General features: G+C 65.0%; 18 protein-coding genes. 6 read left to right on the top strand and 12 right to left on the bottom strand.

Going from position 1 to position 17,312, the window contains the following annotated elements; all coding sequences use genetic code 11:
- Positions 1-56 precede the first annotated feature (56 nt).
- On the top strand, positions 57-1,730 hold the full coding sequence (gene ilvD / locus C404_RS46645; RefSeq protein ID WP_021195661.1) for a dihydroxy-acid dehydratase: 1,674 nt from the start codon (positions 57-59) through the stop codon (positions 1,728-1,730).
- Positions 1,731-1,786: 56 nt separating this feature from the next.
- On the top strand, positions 1,787-2,263 hold the full coding sequence (locus tag C404_RS46650; protein WP_021195662.1) for a DUF2938 domain-containing protein: 477 nt from the start codon (positions 1,787-1,789) through the stop codon (positions 2,261-2,263).
- A gap of 23 nt (positions 2,264-2,286) precedes the next feature.
- On the opposite strand, the gene C404_RS46655 is transcribed toward C404_RS46650, so the two are convergent.
- The 3 genes from C404_RS46655 to C404_RS46665 are packed head-to-tail and all read right to left on the bottom strand — an operon-like array spanning position 2,287 to position 4,668.
- Complete coding sequence (locus C404_RS46655) at positions 2,287-2,712, bottom strand: DUF2486 family protein (RefSeq protein ID WP_021195663.1); 426 nt, start codon at positions 2,710-2,712, stop codon at positions 2,287-2,289.
- Complete coding sequence (locus C404_RS46660; protein ID WP_021195664.1) at positions 2,709-3,137, bottom strand: DNA polymerase III subunit chi; 429 nt, start codon at positions 3,135-3,137, stop codon at positions 2,709-2,711. Before C404_RS46660 ends, C404_RS46655 begins: the two co-directional genes overlap by 4 nt.
- A gap of 22 nt (positions 3,138-3,159) precedes the next feature.
- Positions 3,160-4,668, bottom strand: a complete 1,509-nt coding sequence (locus tag C404_RS46665; protein ID WP_021195665.1) for a leucyl aminopeptidase — start codon at positions 4,666-4,668, stop codon at positions 3,160-3,162.
- Positions 4,669-4,816: 148 nt separating this feature from the next.
- Here C404_RS46665 and lptF point away from each other — a divergent pair, with 148 nt between their 5' ends.
- Genes lptF through C404_RS46680 form a run of 3 tightly spaced genes read left to right on the top strand, consistent with a single transcriptional unit; the run spans position 4,817 to position 7,520 of the window.
- Entirely contained in the window at positions 4,817-5,947 is a 1,131-nt protein-coding gene (lptF, locus tag C404_RS46670) for an LPS export ABC transporter permease LptF (protein ID WP_021195666.1), read from the top strand.
- Positions 5,947-7,140 carry an LPS export ABC transporter permease LptG gene (gene lptG / locus C404_RS46675; RefSeq protein WP_021195667.1) on the top strand — a complete coding sequence of 398 codons (1,194 nt, stop codon included), beginning with the start codon at positions 5,947-5,949 and terminating at the stop codon, positions 7,138-7,140. The genes lptF and lptG overlap by 1 nt, the downstream gene beginning before the upstream one ends.
- Positions 7,140-7,520 (top strand): sirohydrochlorin chelatase, encoded by a 381-nt coding sequence (locus tag C404_RS46680; RefSeq protein WP_021195668.1) that lies wholly within the window; start codon positions 7,140-7,142, stop codon positions 7,518-7,520. Before lptG ends, C404_RS46680 begins: the two co-directional genes overlap by 1 nt.
- A 26-nt stretch (positions 7,521-7,546) precedes the next feature.
- On the opposite strand, the gene C404_RS46685 is transcribed toward C404_RS46680, so the two are convergent.
- The 3 genes from C404_RS46685 to C404_RS46695 all read right to left on the bottom strand — a co-directional run bounded on the left by C404_RS46685 (position 7,547) and on the right by C404_RS46695 (position 9,844).
- Positions 7,547-8,314, bottom strand: a complete 768-nt coding sequence (locus C404_RS46685; protein ID WP_021195669.1) for a hypothetical protein — start codon at positions 8,312-8,314, stop codon at positions 7,547-7,549.
- 199 nt (positions 8,315-8,513) lie between these two features.
- Positions 8,514-8,918 (bottom strand): 5-carboxymethyl-2-hydroxymuconate Delta-isomerase, encoded by a 405-nt coding sequence (locus tag C404_RS46690; RefSeq protein WP_021195670.1) that lies wholly within the window; start codon positions 8,916-8,918, stop codon positions 8,514-8,516.
- A gap of 29 nt (positions 8,919-8,947) precedes the next feature.
- Positions 8,948-9,844: a LysR family transcriptional regulator gene (locus tag C404_RS46695; protein WP_021195671.1), complete on the bottom strand. Its 897-nt coding sequence runs from the start codon at positions 9,842-9,844 to the stop codon at positions 8,948-8,950.
- Between the two features lie 126 nt (positions 9,845-9,970).
- Here C404_RS46695 and C404_RS46700 point away from each other — a divergent pair, with 126 nt between their 5' ends.
- Positions 9,971-10,987, top strand: a complete 1,017-nt coding sequence (locus tag C404_RS46700) for a zinc-dependent alcohol dehydrogenase family protein (protein ID WP_021195672.1) — start codon at positions 9,971-9,973, stop codon at positions 10,985-10,987.
- A gap of 7 nt (positions 10,988-10,994) precedes the next feature.
- On the opposite strand, the gene cobA is transcribed toward C404_RS46700, so the two are convergent.
- The 6 genes from cobA to C404_RS46730 all read right to left on the bottom strand — a co-directional run bounded on the left by cobA (position 10,995) and on the right by C404_RS46730 (position 17,169).
- Positions 10,995-11,801: a uroporphyrinogen-III C-methyltransferase gene (cobA, locus tag C404_RS46705; protein ID WP_021195673.1), complete on the bottom strand. Its 807-nt coding sequence runs from the start codon at positions 11,799-11,801 to the stop codon at positions 10,995-10,997.
- Positions 11,802-11,869: 68 nt separating this feature from the next.
- Positions 11,870-13,177, bottom strand: coding sequence for a sulfate adenylyltransferase subunit 1 (locus tag C404_RS46710; protein WP_021195674.1), 1,308 nt, complete (start codon positions 13,175-13,177; stop codon positions 11,870-11,872).
- A gap of 2 nt (positions 13,178-13,179) precedes the next feature.
- Positions 13,180-14,130 (bottom strand): sulfate adenylyltransferase subunit CysD, encoded by a 951-nt coding sequence (cysD, locus tag C404_RS46715; protein ID WP_021195675.1) that lies wholly within the window; start codon positions 14,128-14,130, stop codon positions 13,180-13,182.
- 10 nt (positions 14,131-14,140) lie between these two features.
- Positions 14,141-14,944 carry a phosphoadenylyl-sulfate reductase gene (locus C404_RS46720; protein WP_021195676.1) on the bottom strand — a complete coding sequence of 268 codons (804 nt, stop codon included), beginning with the start codon at positions 14,942-14,944 and terminating at the stop codon, positions 14,141-14,143.
- Positions 14,941-15,489, bottom strand: coding sequence for a DUF934 domain-containing protein (locus tag C404_RS46725; protein ID WP_021195677.1), 549 nt, complete (start codon positions 15,487-15,489; stop codon positions 14,941-14,943). Before C404_RS46725 ends, C404_RS46720 begins: the two co-directional genes overlap by 4 nt.
- Positions 15,490-15,507: 18 nt before the next feature.
- Positions 15,508-17,169 carry a nitrite/sulfite reductase gene (locus C404_RS46730; protein ID WP_021195678.1) on the bottom strand — a complete coding sequence of 554 codons (1,662 nt, stop codon included), beginning with the start codon at positions 17,167-17,169 and terminating at the stop codon, positions 15,508-15,510.
- Positions 17,170-17,312: the final 143 nt, after the last annotated feature.

Genomic DNA, 17,312 nt, shown 5'->3' on the forward strand with positions numbered 1-17,312 from the left:
ATGCTGGGCGCCACGCTGTTTCCTATAACGACATTCCCGCCCCCACGGAGACTCCCATGCCAAACAACAAGCGTTCCCAGCACATCACCCAGGGCGTGGCGCGCTCGCCCAATCGCTCGATGTACTACGCGCTGGGCTACACGAAAGACGACTTCAATAACCCGATGATCGGCGTGGCGAACGGCCATTCGACCATCACGCCGTGCAACTCGGGCCTGCAGAAGCTGGCCGATGCGGCAGTCGCTGCCGTGAAGGAAGCCAAGGCCAACCCGCAGATCTTCGGCACCCCCACCATCTCGGATGGCATGTCGATGGGCACCGAGGGCATGAAGTTCTCGCTGATCTCGCGCGAAGTGATTGCCGACTGCATCGAGACCTGCGTCAACGGCCAGTGGATGGACGGCGTGGTCGTCATCGGCGGCTGCGACAAGAACATGCCAGGCGGCATGATCGCCCTGGCCCGCACCAACGTGCCGGGCATCTACGTGTACGGCGGCACCATCAAGCCCGGCCACTGGAAGGGCAAGGACCTGACCATTGTCTCGTCATTCGAGGCCGTGGGCGAATTCACTGCCGGCCGCATGAGCGATGAAGACTTCGAGGGCATCGAAAAGAACGCCTGTCCGAGCTCTGGCTCATGCGGCGGCATGTACACGGCCAACACGATGAGCTCGTCGTTCGAAGCGCTCGGCATGTCACTGCTGTATTCGTCGACGATGGCGAACCCGGACCAGGAGAAGGTCGACAGCGCCGCCGAATCTGCACGTGTACTGGTCGAAGCCGTGCGCCGCGACCTGAAGCCGCGCGACATCATCACGCGCAAGTCGATCGAGAACGCCGTGGCCGTCATCATGGCCACCGGGGGCTCGACCAACGCCGTGCTGCACTACTTGGCCATTGCCCACGCGGCGGAAGTGGAATGGACCATCGACGACTTCGAGCGCGTGCGCCAGCGCGTGCCCGTCATCTGCAACCTCAAGCCGTCGGGCCAGTATGTGGCGACCGATCTGCACGCCGCTGGTGGCATCCCGCAGGTGATGAAGCTTCTGTTGAACGCCGGCCTGCTGCACGGGGATTGCATCACCATCACCGGCAAGACGCTCGCCGAAGAACTCGCCAACGTGCCCGACCAACCGCGTGCGGACCAGAACGTGATCCTGCCGATTGAGAAGGCGCTCTATAAGGAAGGCCATCTCGCCATCCTGAAGGGCAACCTGGCCGAGGAAGGTGCCGTCGCAAAGATCACCGGCCTGAAAAACCCGGTCATCACCGGTCCGGCCCGCGTGTTCGACGATGAGCAGAGCGCGATGAGCGCCATCCTGGGGGACCAGATCAAGGCCGGCGACATCCTCGTGCTGCGCTATCTGGGGCCCAAAGGCGGCCCGGGTATGCCGGAGATGCTGGCTCCAACGTCGGCCATCATCGGCAAGGGCCTGGGCGAGTCGGTGGGCTTTATCACCGATGGGCGTTTCTCGGGTGGCACGTGGGGCATGGTGGTCGGCCACGTCGCACCGGAAGCGTATGTGGGCGGCACCATTGGCCTGGTGCACGAGGGTGATTCGATCACCATCGACGCGCACCAGCGCCTGCTGCAACTGAACGTGCCCGACGATGAACTCGCCCGCCGCCGTGCCGCGTGGAAGCAACCCGCGCCGCGCTATACGCGTGGTGTGCTGGCGAAGTTTGCGAAGCTGGCCGCGCCGGCCAGCAAGGGTGCCGTGACGGACTGATCCGGTAACCGCCGTCCCCAGGCTGCAAACGGGGACGGCGCCTCCCTCCCGACATCATGTGGAACACGACGAGCGCCGCCGTGCTGATCGGCATTGGGGCAACCGCCCTCATGGATCTCTGGATCTACACGCTGCACCGCGTATTCGGGCAGCCGATGACGAACTGGGCGCTCGTGGGGCGCTGGTTCTGGCACCTGCGCACCGGTAAGGTCTTCCACGACGACATTGCCCTCGCCAAGCCTTACGCGCATGAACTGGCGTTCGGCTGGTTTTGTCACTACGCCATTGGCATCGCCTACGCCGTCATCCTGGTCTTGATCGCGCCCGGTTGGCTGGTCGCACCGGCTTTGCTGCCGGCCTGGATATTCGGCATGGTGACGATCCTGCCCGGCTGGTTTCTGCTGCATCCGGGCATGGGAGCGGGCTGGGCGGTATCCAAACGCGCCAACGCCACGCAGATCCGCTGCTTGAGCCTCCTGAGCCACAGCGTCTTCGCGGTCGGCTTGTATGGCGTGGCGCGACTTGCTCAGTAGGTCCGCGTGCCGTTAGACGTTGCTTAGCGTGACGGCGGCTTGCGCTGGTCGGCCAACGCATCGTCCAGCGCCGCGCCAAGCCAATCCATCAGACGGGCTTCCAGCGTGCGGGTCAGGTCGGCTGCCAGTTGCTCTGTCAGCAACGACAGGCGCGATTCCAATGCCGCACGGCACTGCGCCTCAATCAGCGTCGGCCATTCGGTCTGGAAGCGCCACATCACGTGCCCCATTACGCGCGCGGCATCGGTACCGGCCGGCGGCAGGACGGAGGTGGGCGCCAAGCCCTGCTCACGCAAGACAGGCGGCACGGCAGTTGCAACAACGGCAGCAGTTGGAGAAGGCGCGGCGGCCGGAGCGGCCACCGGTTCAGCATCTTCCAGCTCGACGATCTCCGTCAGAACCGGGATATTGTTGTCCGCGGGGGACCCAGAGTTGCGGCCGTCGGTCATGCGCGCCCCACGTCGTGGTGTTGGATCGGATAACCGCGGTCGCGGTAGAAGCGGAAGCGGTCGCGCGCGGCGGCGCGGTCGGCGTCGTCGTCACCGACGATTTCGATCAGCCGCTCAAAGCGCGCAAACAGCGGCGGCGGCTCGCTCGACAGATTGACGAGGATGTCGTGATGCGGGGCGTCGTCCAGCGGCTCGGAGATGTCGGCCAACAAGATGGGGGTCTGGTCGGCCAGCGGGTGTCGCAGGCCACAGTGCGGCAGGAAATCGAGCGCGCTGAACGTCCACAACTGCGTGTCGAACGCTTGCAGCGCAGCCGGATCTCCAACCACGATCACCTTCTGGCCCGCGCCGTAAGCCTTGCGCACGAGCCGGCAGGCATAGGCCAGCTTGCCGGGCACGTTGCTGTGAAAATCGACGCGGGTCATACGGTGCTTCGCCTCTGATGAATCAACCGCGGTCCATCAGGAAGCGCGTCAGCAGCGGCACCGGGCGGCCCGTGGCGCCCTTGGCCGCACCGCTCTTCCAGGCCGTACCGGCGATGTCCAGGTGCGCCCAGTCGTACTTCTCGGTGAAGCGCGCCAGGAAGCAGGCCGCCGTCACGCTGCCAGCCGGGCGGCCGCCGATGTTGCCCATGTCGGCAAAATTGGACTTGAGCTGTTCCTGGTATTCCTCGTCCAGCGGCATGCGCCAAGCGGTGTCGAGCGATTGCTTGCCGGCCGCGATCAGCAAATCCGCCAGCGCATCGCTGCGGGCGTACATGCCGGTATTGATGTGACCAAGCGCGATGATGCAGGCGCCCGTGAGCGTTGCCACGTCGATCACCACGGCCGGCTTGAAGCGCTCCACGTAGGTCAGCGCATCGCACAGGATCAGGCGGCCTTCGGCGTCGGTGTTCAGGATTTCGATGGTTTGGCCCGACATGCTGGTGACGACGTCGCCCGGCTTGGTGGCGATGCCGCTGGGCATGTTCTCGCAGGTCGGCACCACGGCGATGACGTTCTGCTTGAGGCCCATTTCGGCCACGGCACGCAGCGTGCCCAGCACCGAGGCCGCGCCGCACATGTCGTACTTCATCTCGTCCATGCCCTCGCCCGGCTTGAGCGAGATGCCACCCGTGTCAAACGTGATGCCCTTGCCCACCAGCACCACGGGCGCCTGCTTGGCGGGGCCACCTTCGTAGCGCAGCACGATGAACTGCGGCGGCTCTTCGCTGCCCTTGGTCACGGCCAGGAAGGCGCCCATCTTCAGGGCTTCGATCTGCTTGCGGCCGAGCACCTCGACCTTGAGCTTGAATTCCTTGGCGATCTGGCGCGCGGTGTTGGCCAGGTACGTCGGCGTGCAGATGTTGGACGGCAGGTTGCCCAGGTCACGCGTCAGGTCCATGCCGTTGGCGATGGCAGTGCCGCGGGCGGCGGCCACGCTGGCGGCCTTGGCATCGGCGGCCGGCACAGCCAGCACGACCTTGCGCAGGCTGGTGCCGCTCTTGTCGCCCTTGCTCTTGAGCGACGGATGGCGCTCGATGAAGCGGTAGCTGGTTTCTCGGATGAGCGAAACAGCGGTCAGCACGGCCCAGGCGGAGTCCTTGTCACGCGCGGTGTGCTCGGTCAGCGTCCACGTCACGTTGGCGGCCTTGGTACCGGCCAGTGCGCGCAGTGCGGTGCGCACGGCTTCAGCGTAGGCGCGGTCGGTGAAGTCGGCTTCCTTGCCCAGGCCGACCAGCAACACGCGGGCAGCGCCAACACCGGCCACCTCGTGCAGCAGCAGCGAGGTGCCGCGCTTGCCTTCAAAGTCGCCCAGCTTGATCAAGCGGCCGACCAGGCCCTTGGTCGCCACGTCCAGCGCCTTGGCGGCGCCAGCCAGGGTCTGCGACTCGAACAGACCGATCACGAGGCAATCGCTCTTGGCCGCCAGGGCGCCCGCTTTGGCCCAGTCCAGGGCTTTTGTGCTAAATTCCATCGCGCTTCTCTCTATGAGGCGAGTCAACGAAAGCCCACATTATCCGCGATTTTGCGCGGGGGCTCCGATGGAACCCAGATGGGGCACCGATCGTCCCAGTTGCGGTCCCAACCTGGGTCTAGACCTCGCCCACCCTTCCAGCATCCGCATGATTTTCGAACAAGCCCTGCGACGCGAGCTGTCCTTTACCGCCGGCGCCGTCTTCCTCGTGCTGCTGACGTTCATGCTGACCACCCTGGTGATCCGCATTCTCGGCATGGCCGCCAATGGTGAAGCCAACCCGAACGACGTCCTGCTGCTCATCGGCCTGGCTACGCTGGGCTACCTTGCCATTCTCCTGTGCGCCACCCTCTTCATCTCGGTGCTGCTGGTGCTCACGCGCTGGTACAAGGATTCCGAGATGGTGGTGTGGTTCACCTCGGGCATCAGCCTGACGGATTTCATCCGCCCGGTGCTGCGCTTCTCGCTGCCGTTCATCGTGCTGGTGGCGCTGCTGGCGCTGTTCGGCTGGCCGTGGGCCAACCAGCAGAGCGCGCTGTTCCGTGATCGCTTCGAGCAGCGCGACGTGCTGTCGATGATCTCTGCCGGCCGCTTCATCGAGCCCGCGCACGGCAACTACGTGCTCTTTATCGAAGGCGTGGACTCGGGCATGAAACACGCCCGCAACCTGTTCGTGGCGAATGCCGCGCAGGACAAGATCGGCGTGGCGCTGGCCAAGACCGGCGAGTTCAAAACCATGCCCAACGGCGACCGCTACGTCGTGCTCGACACGGGCCGCCGCTACGAAGGCACGCCCGGCCAGCTCGACTACCGCATCGTCGAGTTCGACAAGTACGGTGTGAAGGTGGCCAACAAGCCGCCTCAGGCAGATGCCAACCAGCCCACCAAGAGCCGCCCCACCCAGGACCTGCTTGCCAACCCAACGCCCGAGAACCTGGGCGAACTGGTCTGGCGCATCGGCCTGCCGCTGCTGGCGCTGAACTTCGTGCTGATCGCCATCCCGCTGGCCTACGTCAACCCGCGCCTGGGCCGCTACACGCCGATGATCTTCGCGGTGCTGATCTATCTGACGTATTCCAACCTGCTGAACCTGTCGCAAGCCTGGGTCTCGCAGGGCAAGATGAACGTGTTCATGGCCTGGTGGCCGATCCACCTGGCAGCCTTCATCTGCGCAGTGTTGTTGTTCCGCTTCCGCCACTACAGCGCGGCCGGCCTAAAGGGCATTTCCGCCCTGCTCGGCTTTGCACCGAAATCGGCCTCCAGCAAGGCGGGCGCATGATGAAGATGCCGGTCTACGAAAAATACTTCGCACGCCAGATCTACGGCGTGTTCGTCTTCATCCTGTTTGCGGTGCTGGCGCTGTTCATCTTCTTCGACATGCTGGGCGAGCTGGGTTCGGTGATGGGCCGCTACACCACGCTCATCGCGTTCTTCCATGTGATGCTGCAGGCGCCGACGCGTGTGTATGAAGTGATTCCGGTGGCGGCACTCATCAGTGCCATCTACGTGTTCTCGCAGATGGCGAGCCAGTCGGAGTTCACGATCTTCCGCGTGGCTGGGCTGGATACGCGGCGCGCGCTGATGTCGCTGTTCAAGATTGCGCTGCCGCTGGCGCTGGTGACGTACATCTTCGGCGAGTTCATCGGCCCGAAGGCGGAGCAGTACGCGCAGAAGGTGCGGCTTGAAGCGCTGGGTGCCACGGTGTCGGCGGGCTTCCGCTCGGGCGTGTGGGTCAAGGACCGCGGCCCAGCCAAGCCGGATGGCAGCGGCGGCGAGGTGACACGCTTCATCAACGTGGGTGCGTTGCAGGCAGACCAGTCCATCCAGGGCCTGCGCATCTATGAATTCGACTCGGACTACCGTCTGAGCACGATTCGCGTGGCGCAGCAGGCACGGTATGAAGGTCACCAGAACTGGCAGTTGAGCAACGTGACCGAGACACGCTTCATTGAATTCCCGCGCAAGGCAGTTGCCGCCACACCGCAGGACAACGTGCAGGCCGCACCCGGCGCACCCGATGCACTGGCGCCGGAATTCCGTGGCGAGCAGACCACGGTACCGCAACAGGAGATGCGCTCGGAGCTCACGCCGCAGTTGCTGTCGGTGCTGATGGTCACGCCTGACCGCATGGCCACGCTGGATCTGTTCCAGTACATCCGCCATCTGCGTGACAACAAACAGGATTCACAGCGCTACGAGATCGCGCTGTGGAAGAAGGTGGTCTACCCGTTCACCGTGCTGGTGATGATGGCGCTGGCCCTGCCCTTCGCCTACCTGCACGCACGCGCCGGCGCCGTCGGCCTGAAGGTGTTCGGCGGGATCATGCTGGGGCTGTCGTTCCAGTTGGTGAACAACCTGTTCTCACACGTAGGGCTGCTCAATACGTGGCCAGCCATTTTCACGGCCATCGTGCCAGGCGCCCTGTATCTGGCATTCGCGCTGGTGGCGCTACGCTGGGTGGAGCGTCACTGATGACCGCGCGCGCACTCGTGCTGTTTGCGCATGGCGCGCGCGATGCCCGCTGGCGCGAGCCGTTCGACCGGCTGCGCGAGCGCCTGGCTGCTCAGCAACCCGATGTCGACGTCCGCCTCGCCTTTCTTGAATTGATGACGCCCGATCTGCCGGGCACGATCGACGAACTCGCTGCCGCCGGTGTGCAGCACATCACCATCGTGCCGGTGTTCTTTGGCCAGGGCGGCCACTTGCGGCGGGATCTGCCGGCGCTGGTCGAGCGCTGCGCACAGGCCCACCCCGCCCTCTCCATCCGTTGCGCCGATGCCGTCGGTGAAGACGACGCCGTGCTCGATGCGATTGCCGGCTATTGTGTACGGCAACTCACCTCGCCCACCTGATCTGCCGTCCGCCGGCACGCCTCCCTTCAGGGCGGCAGAAGAGCGCCCCCGTCGTTGCCGCAAGCCCCTTGGGGGTTGATACTCCCAATGATCGGCATCAGCGAGGTCAGATCCACCACAGCGCGACCGAAATCCACACGCGTTGCATACCTTGGCATCACGCCTCCCTGACAGCGCATGTATGGGAGCAGTTGCCCGACGGCCGAGCCGATCGTCGGCGTCACCTGCTTCAAGAGATCCCCGAAGACGCCCGCGGGCGTCGGCGCGGTCAGATACCGCTGATGAATGGGGCTGTATGACGCGGCGTTCTCGCCCGCGGCAGCCAGGATCGGTGAAAGTTGATGGTTCAGCCTGGCAACACCAGCGTTGACGCTGATCGGGGTCACACGCCGGGTCAGCATCTGCGGCGACGCCAGCTCGGCAGGATCATCGTGTTCGCTCAGTTCCGCCACCAGGGCCGACGTCAGGATCGATACATTCACGATCGCCTCATCCTCATTGGCCGGCAATTCAGGCAGCACCGAATAGAGCGTCGGATCGTCGCCGCTGGCGTCGTCTGCGCTGACCAGCAACGGGGCCGTCAACCCGGTCAGCGGAATCTCGTAGTGACCCGTGCTGTCGGTGACCGTGCTCAGCGTCCTGCCCTGGGCATCGGTCACCTTGACTTGGGCACCCGACAGAAGATCGCCCATCGCCACGGTGCCGCTCATGATGCGTGGGGCCGATGCGGCGCTCGCACTGTCCTCGCCACCCCCGCACGCGGCCAGCGTGGCAAGCACTGCGACGACGGGCATCCACGCCCCGAGACGCACGGCGGATGGTTGATTCGACGAACGGGTAGCAGGCATGGCATGGGGCTGGAGATCCCGCACTCGGGCGGAGGCGGCGTGGATACTCCCATGGCAACCCTGCTGGCTCAAGCGCGCAGGCGCGCGGTGCGTGCGATTGGTGCGGGTGTCTCACCAAGCTTTCGCCACGTCTCACACAACCGGTTTAGCCGCCCTCGGGCTCGAGCTGCGCAAAGCGCGCGTGCACGTTGTTTTCAACGTGGAAACCGTGGGTGTCAAACTCCTCCAACTCCAGCGTCAACCCGAGATAGCGGCGCGCAAACACGTCGGCCAGATGCGCGCGCAGGGCAGCGAACAATTCCGCGCAGATCAGCCCCGTCACAGCCTTGGGCCGACCGGCCTTGATGCGGAATACCACGTGAATGAAGGCATCGTCCGCGGCGCCGTCTGCCATGCGGTACTGGTCCAGGCGTAGCGCGCGTGTGCGGATGCCGCCGGTCGGAAACACATCGGCATGGCCGATCAGCACGCCATTGAGCAGGCGCATCAGCTCGGGAATGCGCGCATCAACTTCAACGTTGGCGGTGTACTCGATGATGACGTGCGGCATCGCAGGCGTCCGAAGAAGGGGTTAGGTGATTAACGCGCCGCCGCAGCCTCGGTGGACATCGCCGATTCGAGCGCATCCACTACCTGCGCCAGCCGCCCGAGTGACGGCGCACGCTGCACGCAGACATCCCATTCCGATGGGGCCGAGGTGAGCTTGTGCGCCGACAGCACGCCCTCGGCAAGCTGCGGCCCGATCAGCCGCACGGGTGCGAAACCGAGCCCGAAGCCCTCCGCCACCAGCGCATGCTGCAGCGGCACGGATTGCACTTCGGCGGCCACGTTGGGGGTCAAGCGATCGGCCTCGTAGCGGCCCAGCAGCCAGGCCCGCATCTCGCAGCCGGCCGGGTTCAGCACCCAGGCTTCCTCCGTGACTTGTGCCATCGACAAGGTCGGCGGCAGCTTGCGCGAGGGTGCGGCAATCAGGCTGACGGGCTCCGTGCCGATCACGCGGATATCCGCATCGGCGTGATGGCCACGCGCGTTGGACGGTGCCAGCCACAACGCGACGTCCAGCTCGGCACGCTTCAGGCGCTCGCGCAATACGCCACCCCACTCGCAGCTCAGGCGGAATGACACGCCCGGATAGCGCAATCGCAGCCTCGACAACAGGCGCGCAAACCACGCATCGCTCACCGCATGGCTGACACCCACACGCAGCGCGCCCTCGGGCTCGCCGGTGGCACGCACGGCACTGCGTAGCGCCTCGAATTCACCAACGATGGTGCGGCAGCGCGCCAGCACCGCCTCGCCCTCAGCGGTGAGCCGGAACGGTTTGACGCGCCGGTCGAACAGCACGGTATCGAGCGCGCGCTCCAGCCGCTGGATCTGCTTGGTGACGGCCGGCTGCGTGAGCGGCAGGTGCTCGGCCACGCGGGCGATCGACCCGGTCTGTGCCAGCAGCACGAAGGTACGCATCTCTTCAAGCATGACGACATTCCCAATTGTTATGTTTTCTCTGAACAAATTGAATTGGATTCATCTTAAGCGACAGGCCACAGTATCGCCAGACGCGCTTTTGCGTTGCTTTCCTCCCCCACCCACCACGAGGACACCATGAAAGCTCTGGCACTGACCGACGGTTACGGCATCGACGCCTTGCGCACCATCGAGCGCGATGACCCCACGCCCGCCCGCGACGAAATCATCGTGCGCACGCGCGCTGCCTCTCTCAACTTCCGCGACCTGGAGATCGTTTCCGGCAAGTTCTTCACGCGCTTTCCGTTACCGCTGATTCCGCTGTCGGACGGTGTGGGCGAGGTGGTGGCCGTTGGCGACAACGTGACACGTGTGCGCCCCGGCGATCGGGTCGCCGGTACGTTCTGGCAGCGCTGGGACGGCGGCGACTTTCGCAACGCCGACACACGCCGCATGCTCGGCGGCCCCATCGACGGCTGGCTGGCCGACACCATCCGCCTGGATGCGGGCGGCGCAGTGGTGGTGCCACCGCACCTGAGCGATACCGAAGCCGCCACCCTGCCCTGCGCCGGGCTCACCGCATGGCACTGCCTAATCGAAGCGGGCAACCTGCAGCCGGGCGAGACCGTGCTCGTGCAAGGCACGGGCGGTGTGTCGATGTTCGCGGTGCAATTCGCGCTGATGGCCGGGGCGCGGCCCATCGTGCTGTCGAGCAGCGACGCAAAGCTGGAACGCGTGCAGACGCTTGGCGTGCCCGAATCCGACACGATCAACTACAGCACCACGCCGGACTGGCACGAAGCGGTGCTCGCGCGCACGGACGGCCGCGGTGTCGATCACGTCATCGAAGTGGGTGGCGGGGGTACGTTTCAGCGCTCGCTGAAGGCGCTGCGGGTGGGTGGACAGATCCACCTTGTCGGCTACCTGGCCGGGCGTGAAGGCGGCGTGAGCCCGCTGGAAATCTTTGCGCGCAAGGCGGTGATCCGGCCGGCGTCGGTCGGCTCGCGGGCGTCGTTTGAGGCGATGAACCGGGCGCTGGCGCTGCACGGCCTGCACCCGATCGTCGATCAGGTGCTGCCGTGGCAAGACGCGTCGGAGGCGTTCCGGGTGATGGAAGCCGGGAAAGTCTTTGGGAAAATCGCGCTGGCGTTCTAAGCGATGCTCAGGCGGCCAGAACGTGGGGTCCGCTGGAGAACACTTCCGGCGCAACGTTAGTTGCACGCGCGGCAAACGCGTCGCCAATCATCAGCAGGCTTGGGTGTTCCGGGTTGATCCACGCGGCCGCAGCACCCTCGGCCATCTGCTGCAGCGTAAAGCACGCCGAGCGTTGCTCGGGCGTGGTGGCGGCTTCGACCACCCAAGCGGGCGTCGACGGCGCGCGGCCACGGGCGATCAGGTCTGCTGCGATCGACGCGGCTTGATCGCGGCCCATGTAGTAGACGAGCGAATCGGCCTGCGCAACCGGTTCGGGCGTCACACCCTCGGGTAGCGGCGTATCGGGGTCGGCGGCCTTGGCTTGCGTGACGAAGGCCACACTGCGCGCCACGCCGCGCTTCGTCAGCGGCTGGCGAATGGCGGATGCGGCGGCCAGCGCTGCGGTGATGCCCGGCACGACTTCGTAGTCGATACCGGCTTGCTCCAGCGCCTGCAGTTCCTCATCCGCACGACCAAACAACATCGGGTCACCGCCCTTGAGGCGCACCACGCGCTGGTACTTGGTCGCCAGATCGACGAGCTGGCGATTGATGAAGCGCTGCGCGGTCGAGCGCTTGCCGCAGCGCTTGCCGACGGCAATCAGCACCGCCTGCGGGCAATACTGGAAGACCTCGGGCGAGACCAGTGCGTCGTGCAACACGACCTCGGCTTCGCCCAACAGCCGTGCACCGCGCACCGTGATGAGGTCCGCGGCGCCGGGGCCCGCACCAATCAGGCTCACGTGGCCAAGTGTCTTGTGGGTCTTCGCTTCCATTTGCCTAGCTTCCTTTGCTTTTTCCTGCGGGGCGCAGGCGAGTTTGCGACATGCGGCGCCCCTTCACTTCAGGAAAACGCACGGATCATGCCTGCCGCCACCGTATGGTGCGTGGCTTCGTCCACCAGGATGAACGCGCCGGTGGCCGGATTATCGCCATACGCGTCGCAGACGATCGGCTTCTGCAGACTGATATTGACGGTGCCAATGTCATTCAGCGCGATCTGCTTGCGGCCAGTTTCGTGCGACAGCGTGTGAACGTCCAGCACACGCTCGACTTCCGACACGCGCGCAAACACGGTGGTGGTCGTGTGCTTGAGCACATATTTGCGGGCCGGGTTCAGTTCGTGTTCGTCGAACCAGCAGAGATCCGCGTGCAGCTTCTTGGCGGCATTGGCAGCCGTCGTCGGTGCCGCGACGATGGTGTCGCCGCGCGAGATGTCCACGTCGTCCGCCAGGCGCACGGTGATGGTCTCGCCGGGGCCGGCAGAATCCGCCGCGCCGTTCGGCGTCAGCACTTCAGCGACGGTCGTCTCGCGGTTGGCGGGCAGCACGCGCACGGCCTGGCCGACGCGCACGGTGCCGGCCTCGACGCGGCCCATGTAGCCACGGAAATCATCGGCCTGCGAGCCATCCTGGCGCGCCACGAACTGCACCGGGAAGCGCAGTGCGTCGTCGCCCGCCGGGGCGGTATCTTCCACCTTCAGGTCTTCGAGCAGCGCCAGCAACGGCTCACCCTGGTACCACGGCATGGCTTCGGACGCGTGCACGATGTTGTCACCGCGCAGGGCCGACACCGGCACGTAGCGCACGTCGCGCAGGCCCAGTTGCGTGGCCAGTGCGTCGTACGCGGTGCGGATTTCGTTGAAGCGTGCTTCGCTGTAGTCGATCAGGTCCATTTTGTTGACGGCCACGATCACATGCTGCAGCTCCAGCAGCTTGACGATGGCCGAATGGCGCTTGGTCTGGGCCAGCAGCTCAGCCTTGCCGTCGACGGTCGTCACGCGCGTGACGTCGATCAGGATGATGGCGGCGTGCGCGGTCGAGGCGCCCGTCACCATGTTGCGCGTGTACTGCTCGTGACCCGGCGTGTCGGCGATGATGAACTTGCGGCGCGCGGTCGAGAAATAGCGGTACGCCACGTCAATCGTGATGCCCTGTTCGCGCTCGGCTTCCAGGCCGTCGGTCAGCAGCGAAAAGTCGATGTCTTCGCCGGCGGTGCGCTTGTTCTTGGCGCGCGTGAGCGCTTGCAGCTGGTCGGTCAGCACGGCCTTGCTGTCGTACAGCAGACGGCCGATCAGCGTGCTCTTGCCGTCGTCGACCGAACCAGCGGTGATGAAGCGCAGCAGCCCTTGGTGCGATGTTTGGTTGCTCATGATCAGAAATACCCTTCCTTCTTGCGCTTTTCCATCGAGGCTTCGCTCGTCTGGTCGTCCATGCGCGTGGCACCGCGTTCGGTGATCTCGGTGATGGCCGTCTCGGCGATGATCTCGGCCGGCGTGGCAGCGGTGCTGGCCACCGGGCACGTGCAGCTGATGTCGCCCACCGTGCGGAAGCGCACCGACAGGACTTCGCTTTCGTCGCCGTCGGCCTTGGGCGTGATCGGCGTGACGGGCACCAGCAGGCCGTTCTTGCGCACGACTTCACGTTGATGCGCGTAATAGATCGGCGGCAGCGCGAGGTTCTCGCGGGCGATGTACTGCCACACGTCGAGCTCGGTCCAGTTGGAGATCGGGAACACGCGCATCTGTTCGCCTTGCGCCATGCGGGCGTTGTACAGGCTCCAGAGTTCCGGGCGCTGGGCCTTCGGATCCCACTGACCGAACTCGTCGCGGAACGAGAAGATGCGCTCCTTGGCGCGGGCCTTCTCTTCGTCGCGGCGGGCGCCACCCATCAGGGCGTCAAAGCCGTGCGATTCGATCGTTTCCAGCAGCGTGACGGCCTGTGCGGCGTTGCGCGAATCGGTTTCCTTGCGCAGGCGCACGGTGCCGCGCTTGATGGAGTCTTCCACATGGCCGACCACGAGGCGCGCGCCCAGCTTGGCGACTTGCTCATCGCGGAACTGGATCACCTCCGGGTAGTTGTGACCCGTGTCGATGTGCACCAGCGGGAACGGCAGATCGATCTTGCGGTCGCCCAGTCGGAAGCCCTTGAGCGCCAGGTGCAGCATGACGATCGAATCCTTGCCGCCCGAGAACAGCAGTGCCGGGTTGCGGCACTCGGCCACCACCTCGCGGATGATGTAGATCGACTCGGCTTCCAGCCAGTCGAGGTGCTCGTTCTGCACGGACGTCAGTGCCGTGCCGGGGATTTCGCTCATCACACCCATCTTCATTTCCTCAAGCTTTGTGCGACACGTTGGCCGCATGCAAACCGCATTCCTTGCTGTCGCGCGATTCCCACCACCAGCGGCCGGCGCGGACATCTTCACCAGCACGCACCGCGCGCGTGCAGGGCTCGCAGCCGATGCTGGGATAGCCCTTGTCATGCAGTGCGTTGGTGGGCACGTCATGTTGTTCGAGGTAAGCCCAGACTTCGGGCTCGGACCAGTCGAACAGCGGGTTGTATTTGGCGATGCCGCGGGCGTCGTCATCTTCGGCAAACGGCAGGTCGGCACGGGTGACGGCCTGCTCGCGGCGCTGGCCGGTCAGCCATGCATCGGCGTCTTTCAGTGCGCGGTTCAGCGGCACCACCTTGCGGATGTTGCAGCAGGCCTTGCGCAGTTCAATGCTGTCGTAGAACGCATTCAGGCCGTGGTCGCGCACGTAGGCCTCCACTGCGCGGGCGTCCGGTGCGTATTGCTCGACCGCATAGTCGTAGTGTTCACGGATGCGATCCAGCATCGCCAGCGTTTCGGCATGCAGGCGGCCAGTCTGCAGCGTGAAGATCGGCAGGTGCGCGCGCACAGTCTCAGGGCTGCGCAGGATGGCATCCGTGACGACCATGTCTTCGGCGGCCAGGCTGGTGGCGAACTTCGCCACGCCGTGCTTGGCGGCAATCTCGGCCAGGCGCTCGAACAGCGCGGCTTCCTTCGCAGCCAGGGCTTCAGCCGTGCCGGTGTAGACGGGGCGCGTCCACAGCACCGGGCGCCCGATTGCGGACACCGGCACTTCGGACACGGCAGCTTCTTGCAGATCGCTCATGCCGCGCTCGCTTCGGGTGCACGCTCGCGGCGGAACAGCGGGCGCGGCTCGTCAATGGCGCCCTGGTAGCGCACGCTGATCTCGCCGAAGCCGTGCAGCGCATCGTCGATGCTCTTGTCGGCGCGCACAGCGTAGGCGTCGAAACCGCAACGGCGCATGAAGTCGAGCTGATCGCGCAGCACGTCGCCGATGGCGCGCAGCTCACGCGTGAAGCCCAGGCGCTGGCGCAGCAGGAACGCCGTGCTGTAGCCGCGACCATCGCGGAAGACGGGGAAATCCACCGCTACAAGCGACAGGTTCGGCAGATCGGCCTCCAATGCAAACGGCTCGTCGTCCGGAGCCAGCCACACGGCCAGCGTGCCGGCGCGCGCACGCGTCAGCAGCGCGTCGCGATTGGCTTGCCAGAAGGCCAGCGGCACGATGGCGTGCGTGGCGGCATCCACATCGGCTTGCGTCAGTTCACCACCCTCGGGGGCGCGGAGCACGGTCCACTCGTCGGCCACGATTTGCGGGGCACCGTTTTGCAACTTGATGATCTTGCTCATGTTCGTTTCCCTCGGCAATTAGGCTTCTTCACGGGCGTAGACACGTTCCTTGAACGGGGCCATGCCGATGCGGTTGTAGGTGTCGATGAAGCGTTCGTCTTCCGTGCGGTTGGCGACGAAGGTGTCGATGATGCGTTCGATCACGTCGGGCATTTCTTCGGCCTTGAACGACGGGCCAATGATCTTGCCGATCGCCGAGTCGTTGCCCTGTGCGCCGCCCAGCGACACCTGGTACCACTCTTCTTCGTGCTTATCGACACCCAGGATGCCGATGTTGCCGACGTGGTGATGGCCGCACGAGTTGATGCAACCCGAGATGTTGAGCGACAGATCGCCCAGGTCGTGCACGTAATCGAGGTCATCGAAGCGCGCTTGAATCGCCTGTGCGATGGGAATCGACTTGGCGTTGGCCAGCGAGCAGAAATCGCCGCCCGGGCACGCGATGATGTCGGTCAGCAGGCCGATGTTGGCGGTGGCCATGCCGTGTTCCTTGGCGAGTTGCCACAGGTCGAACAGGTCGTGCTTCTTCACGTCCGGCAGGATCAGGTTCTGCTCGTGCGCCACGCGCAGTTCGCCGTAGCCGAAGCGCTCGGACCAGTCGGCCACCAGTGCCATCTGCTCAGCCGTGGCATCGCCCGGGGGCAGTGCCGCGCCTGGCTTGAGCGACAGCGTGACGGCGGCATAGCCCGGCACGCGGTGCGGATGCACGTTGCGGCTCACCCAGCGCGCGAACGCCTTGTTCTCCAGCAGGGCCTTCTCGTAGCCAGCGTCGGTGTCGGCCAGCTTTTCATATGCGGGCGGCGCGAAGCATTGCGCCACACGGTCGAACTCGGCCTGCGTGATGGTCGACGGGCCGTCCTTGATGTGCTGCCACTCTTCTTCCACCTGGCGGGCAAATTCTTCCGCGCCAATGGCCTTCACGAGAATCTTGATGCGCGCCTTGTACTTGTTGTCGCGGCGGCCATGGCGGTTGTACACGCGCACAGCAGCTTCAATGTACGACAGCAGGTGCTGCCACGGCAGGTCTTCCTTGATGATCGCGCCAAGGATTGGCGTACGGCCCATGCCGCCGCCGGCCAGGATGCGCAGCAGCGTCTGGCCGTCCTTCTCATAGGCGTAGACGCCGATGTCGTGCAGCTGCGTCACAGCGCGGTCTTCGCGCGAGGCCGACACGGCAATCTTGAACTTGCGCGGCAGGAACGCGAATTCGGGGATGAACGTCGACCATTGGCGCAGGATTTCGCCCAGCGGGCGCGCGTCGATCACCTCATCCGGCGCCACACCAGCAAACTGGTCGGTCGTGATGTTGCGGATGCAGTTGCCCGAGGTCTGGATGGCGTGCATTTCCACCGAGGCCAGCTTGCTCAGGATGTCCGGCACCTCTTCCAGCTTGATCCAGTTGTACTGGATGTTCTGGCGCGTGCTGAAGTGGCCATAGCCGCGGTCGTGCTCGGCGGCGATATGGCTGAGCATGCGCATCTGGTTGGCACGCAGGTGGCCATAGGGAATTGCCACGCGCAGCATGTAGGCGTGGCGCTGGTAGTACAGGCCGTTCTGCAGGCGCAGCGGCAGGAATTCTTCTTCCGTCAGTTCGCCCGAGATACGGCGGCGCACCTGGTCGCGGAACTGCGCAACGCGGTCGGCGACAAGGCGGTGATCGTAAGCGTCGTATTGGTACATGACTGTTCAGTCCAATCCGGTCTATGCCGGCGTGCGATTCAATTGGGGGAAACGATTCTTTGGGTGGCTGCTGCCGTCGGTTCAACGACAGCAGCAACAACCAAGCAGGGTCGGCATGGACCGGATCGGCATAGCGTCCCGCA

Source organism: Ralstonia sp. AU12-08 (assembly GCF_000442475.1).
GTDB classification, from domain to species: Bacteria; Pseudomonadota; Gammaproteobacteria; order Burkholderiales; family Burkholderiaceae; genus Ralstonia; species Ralstonia insidiosa.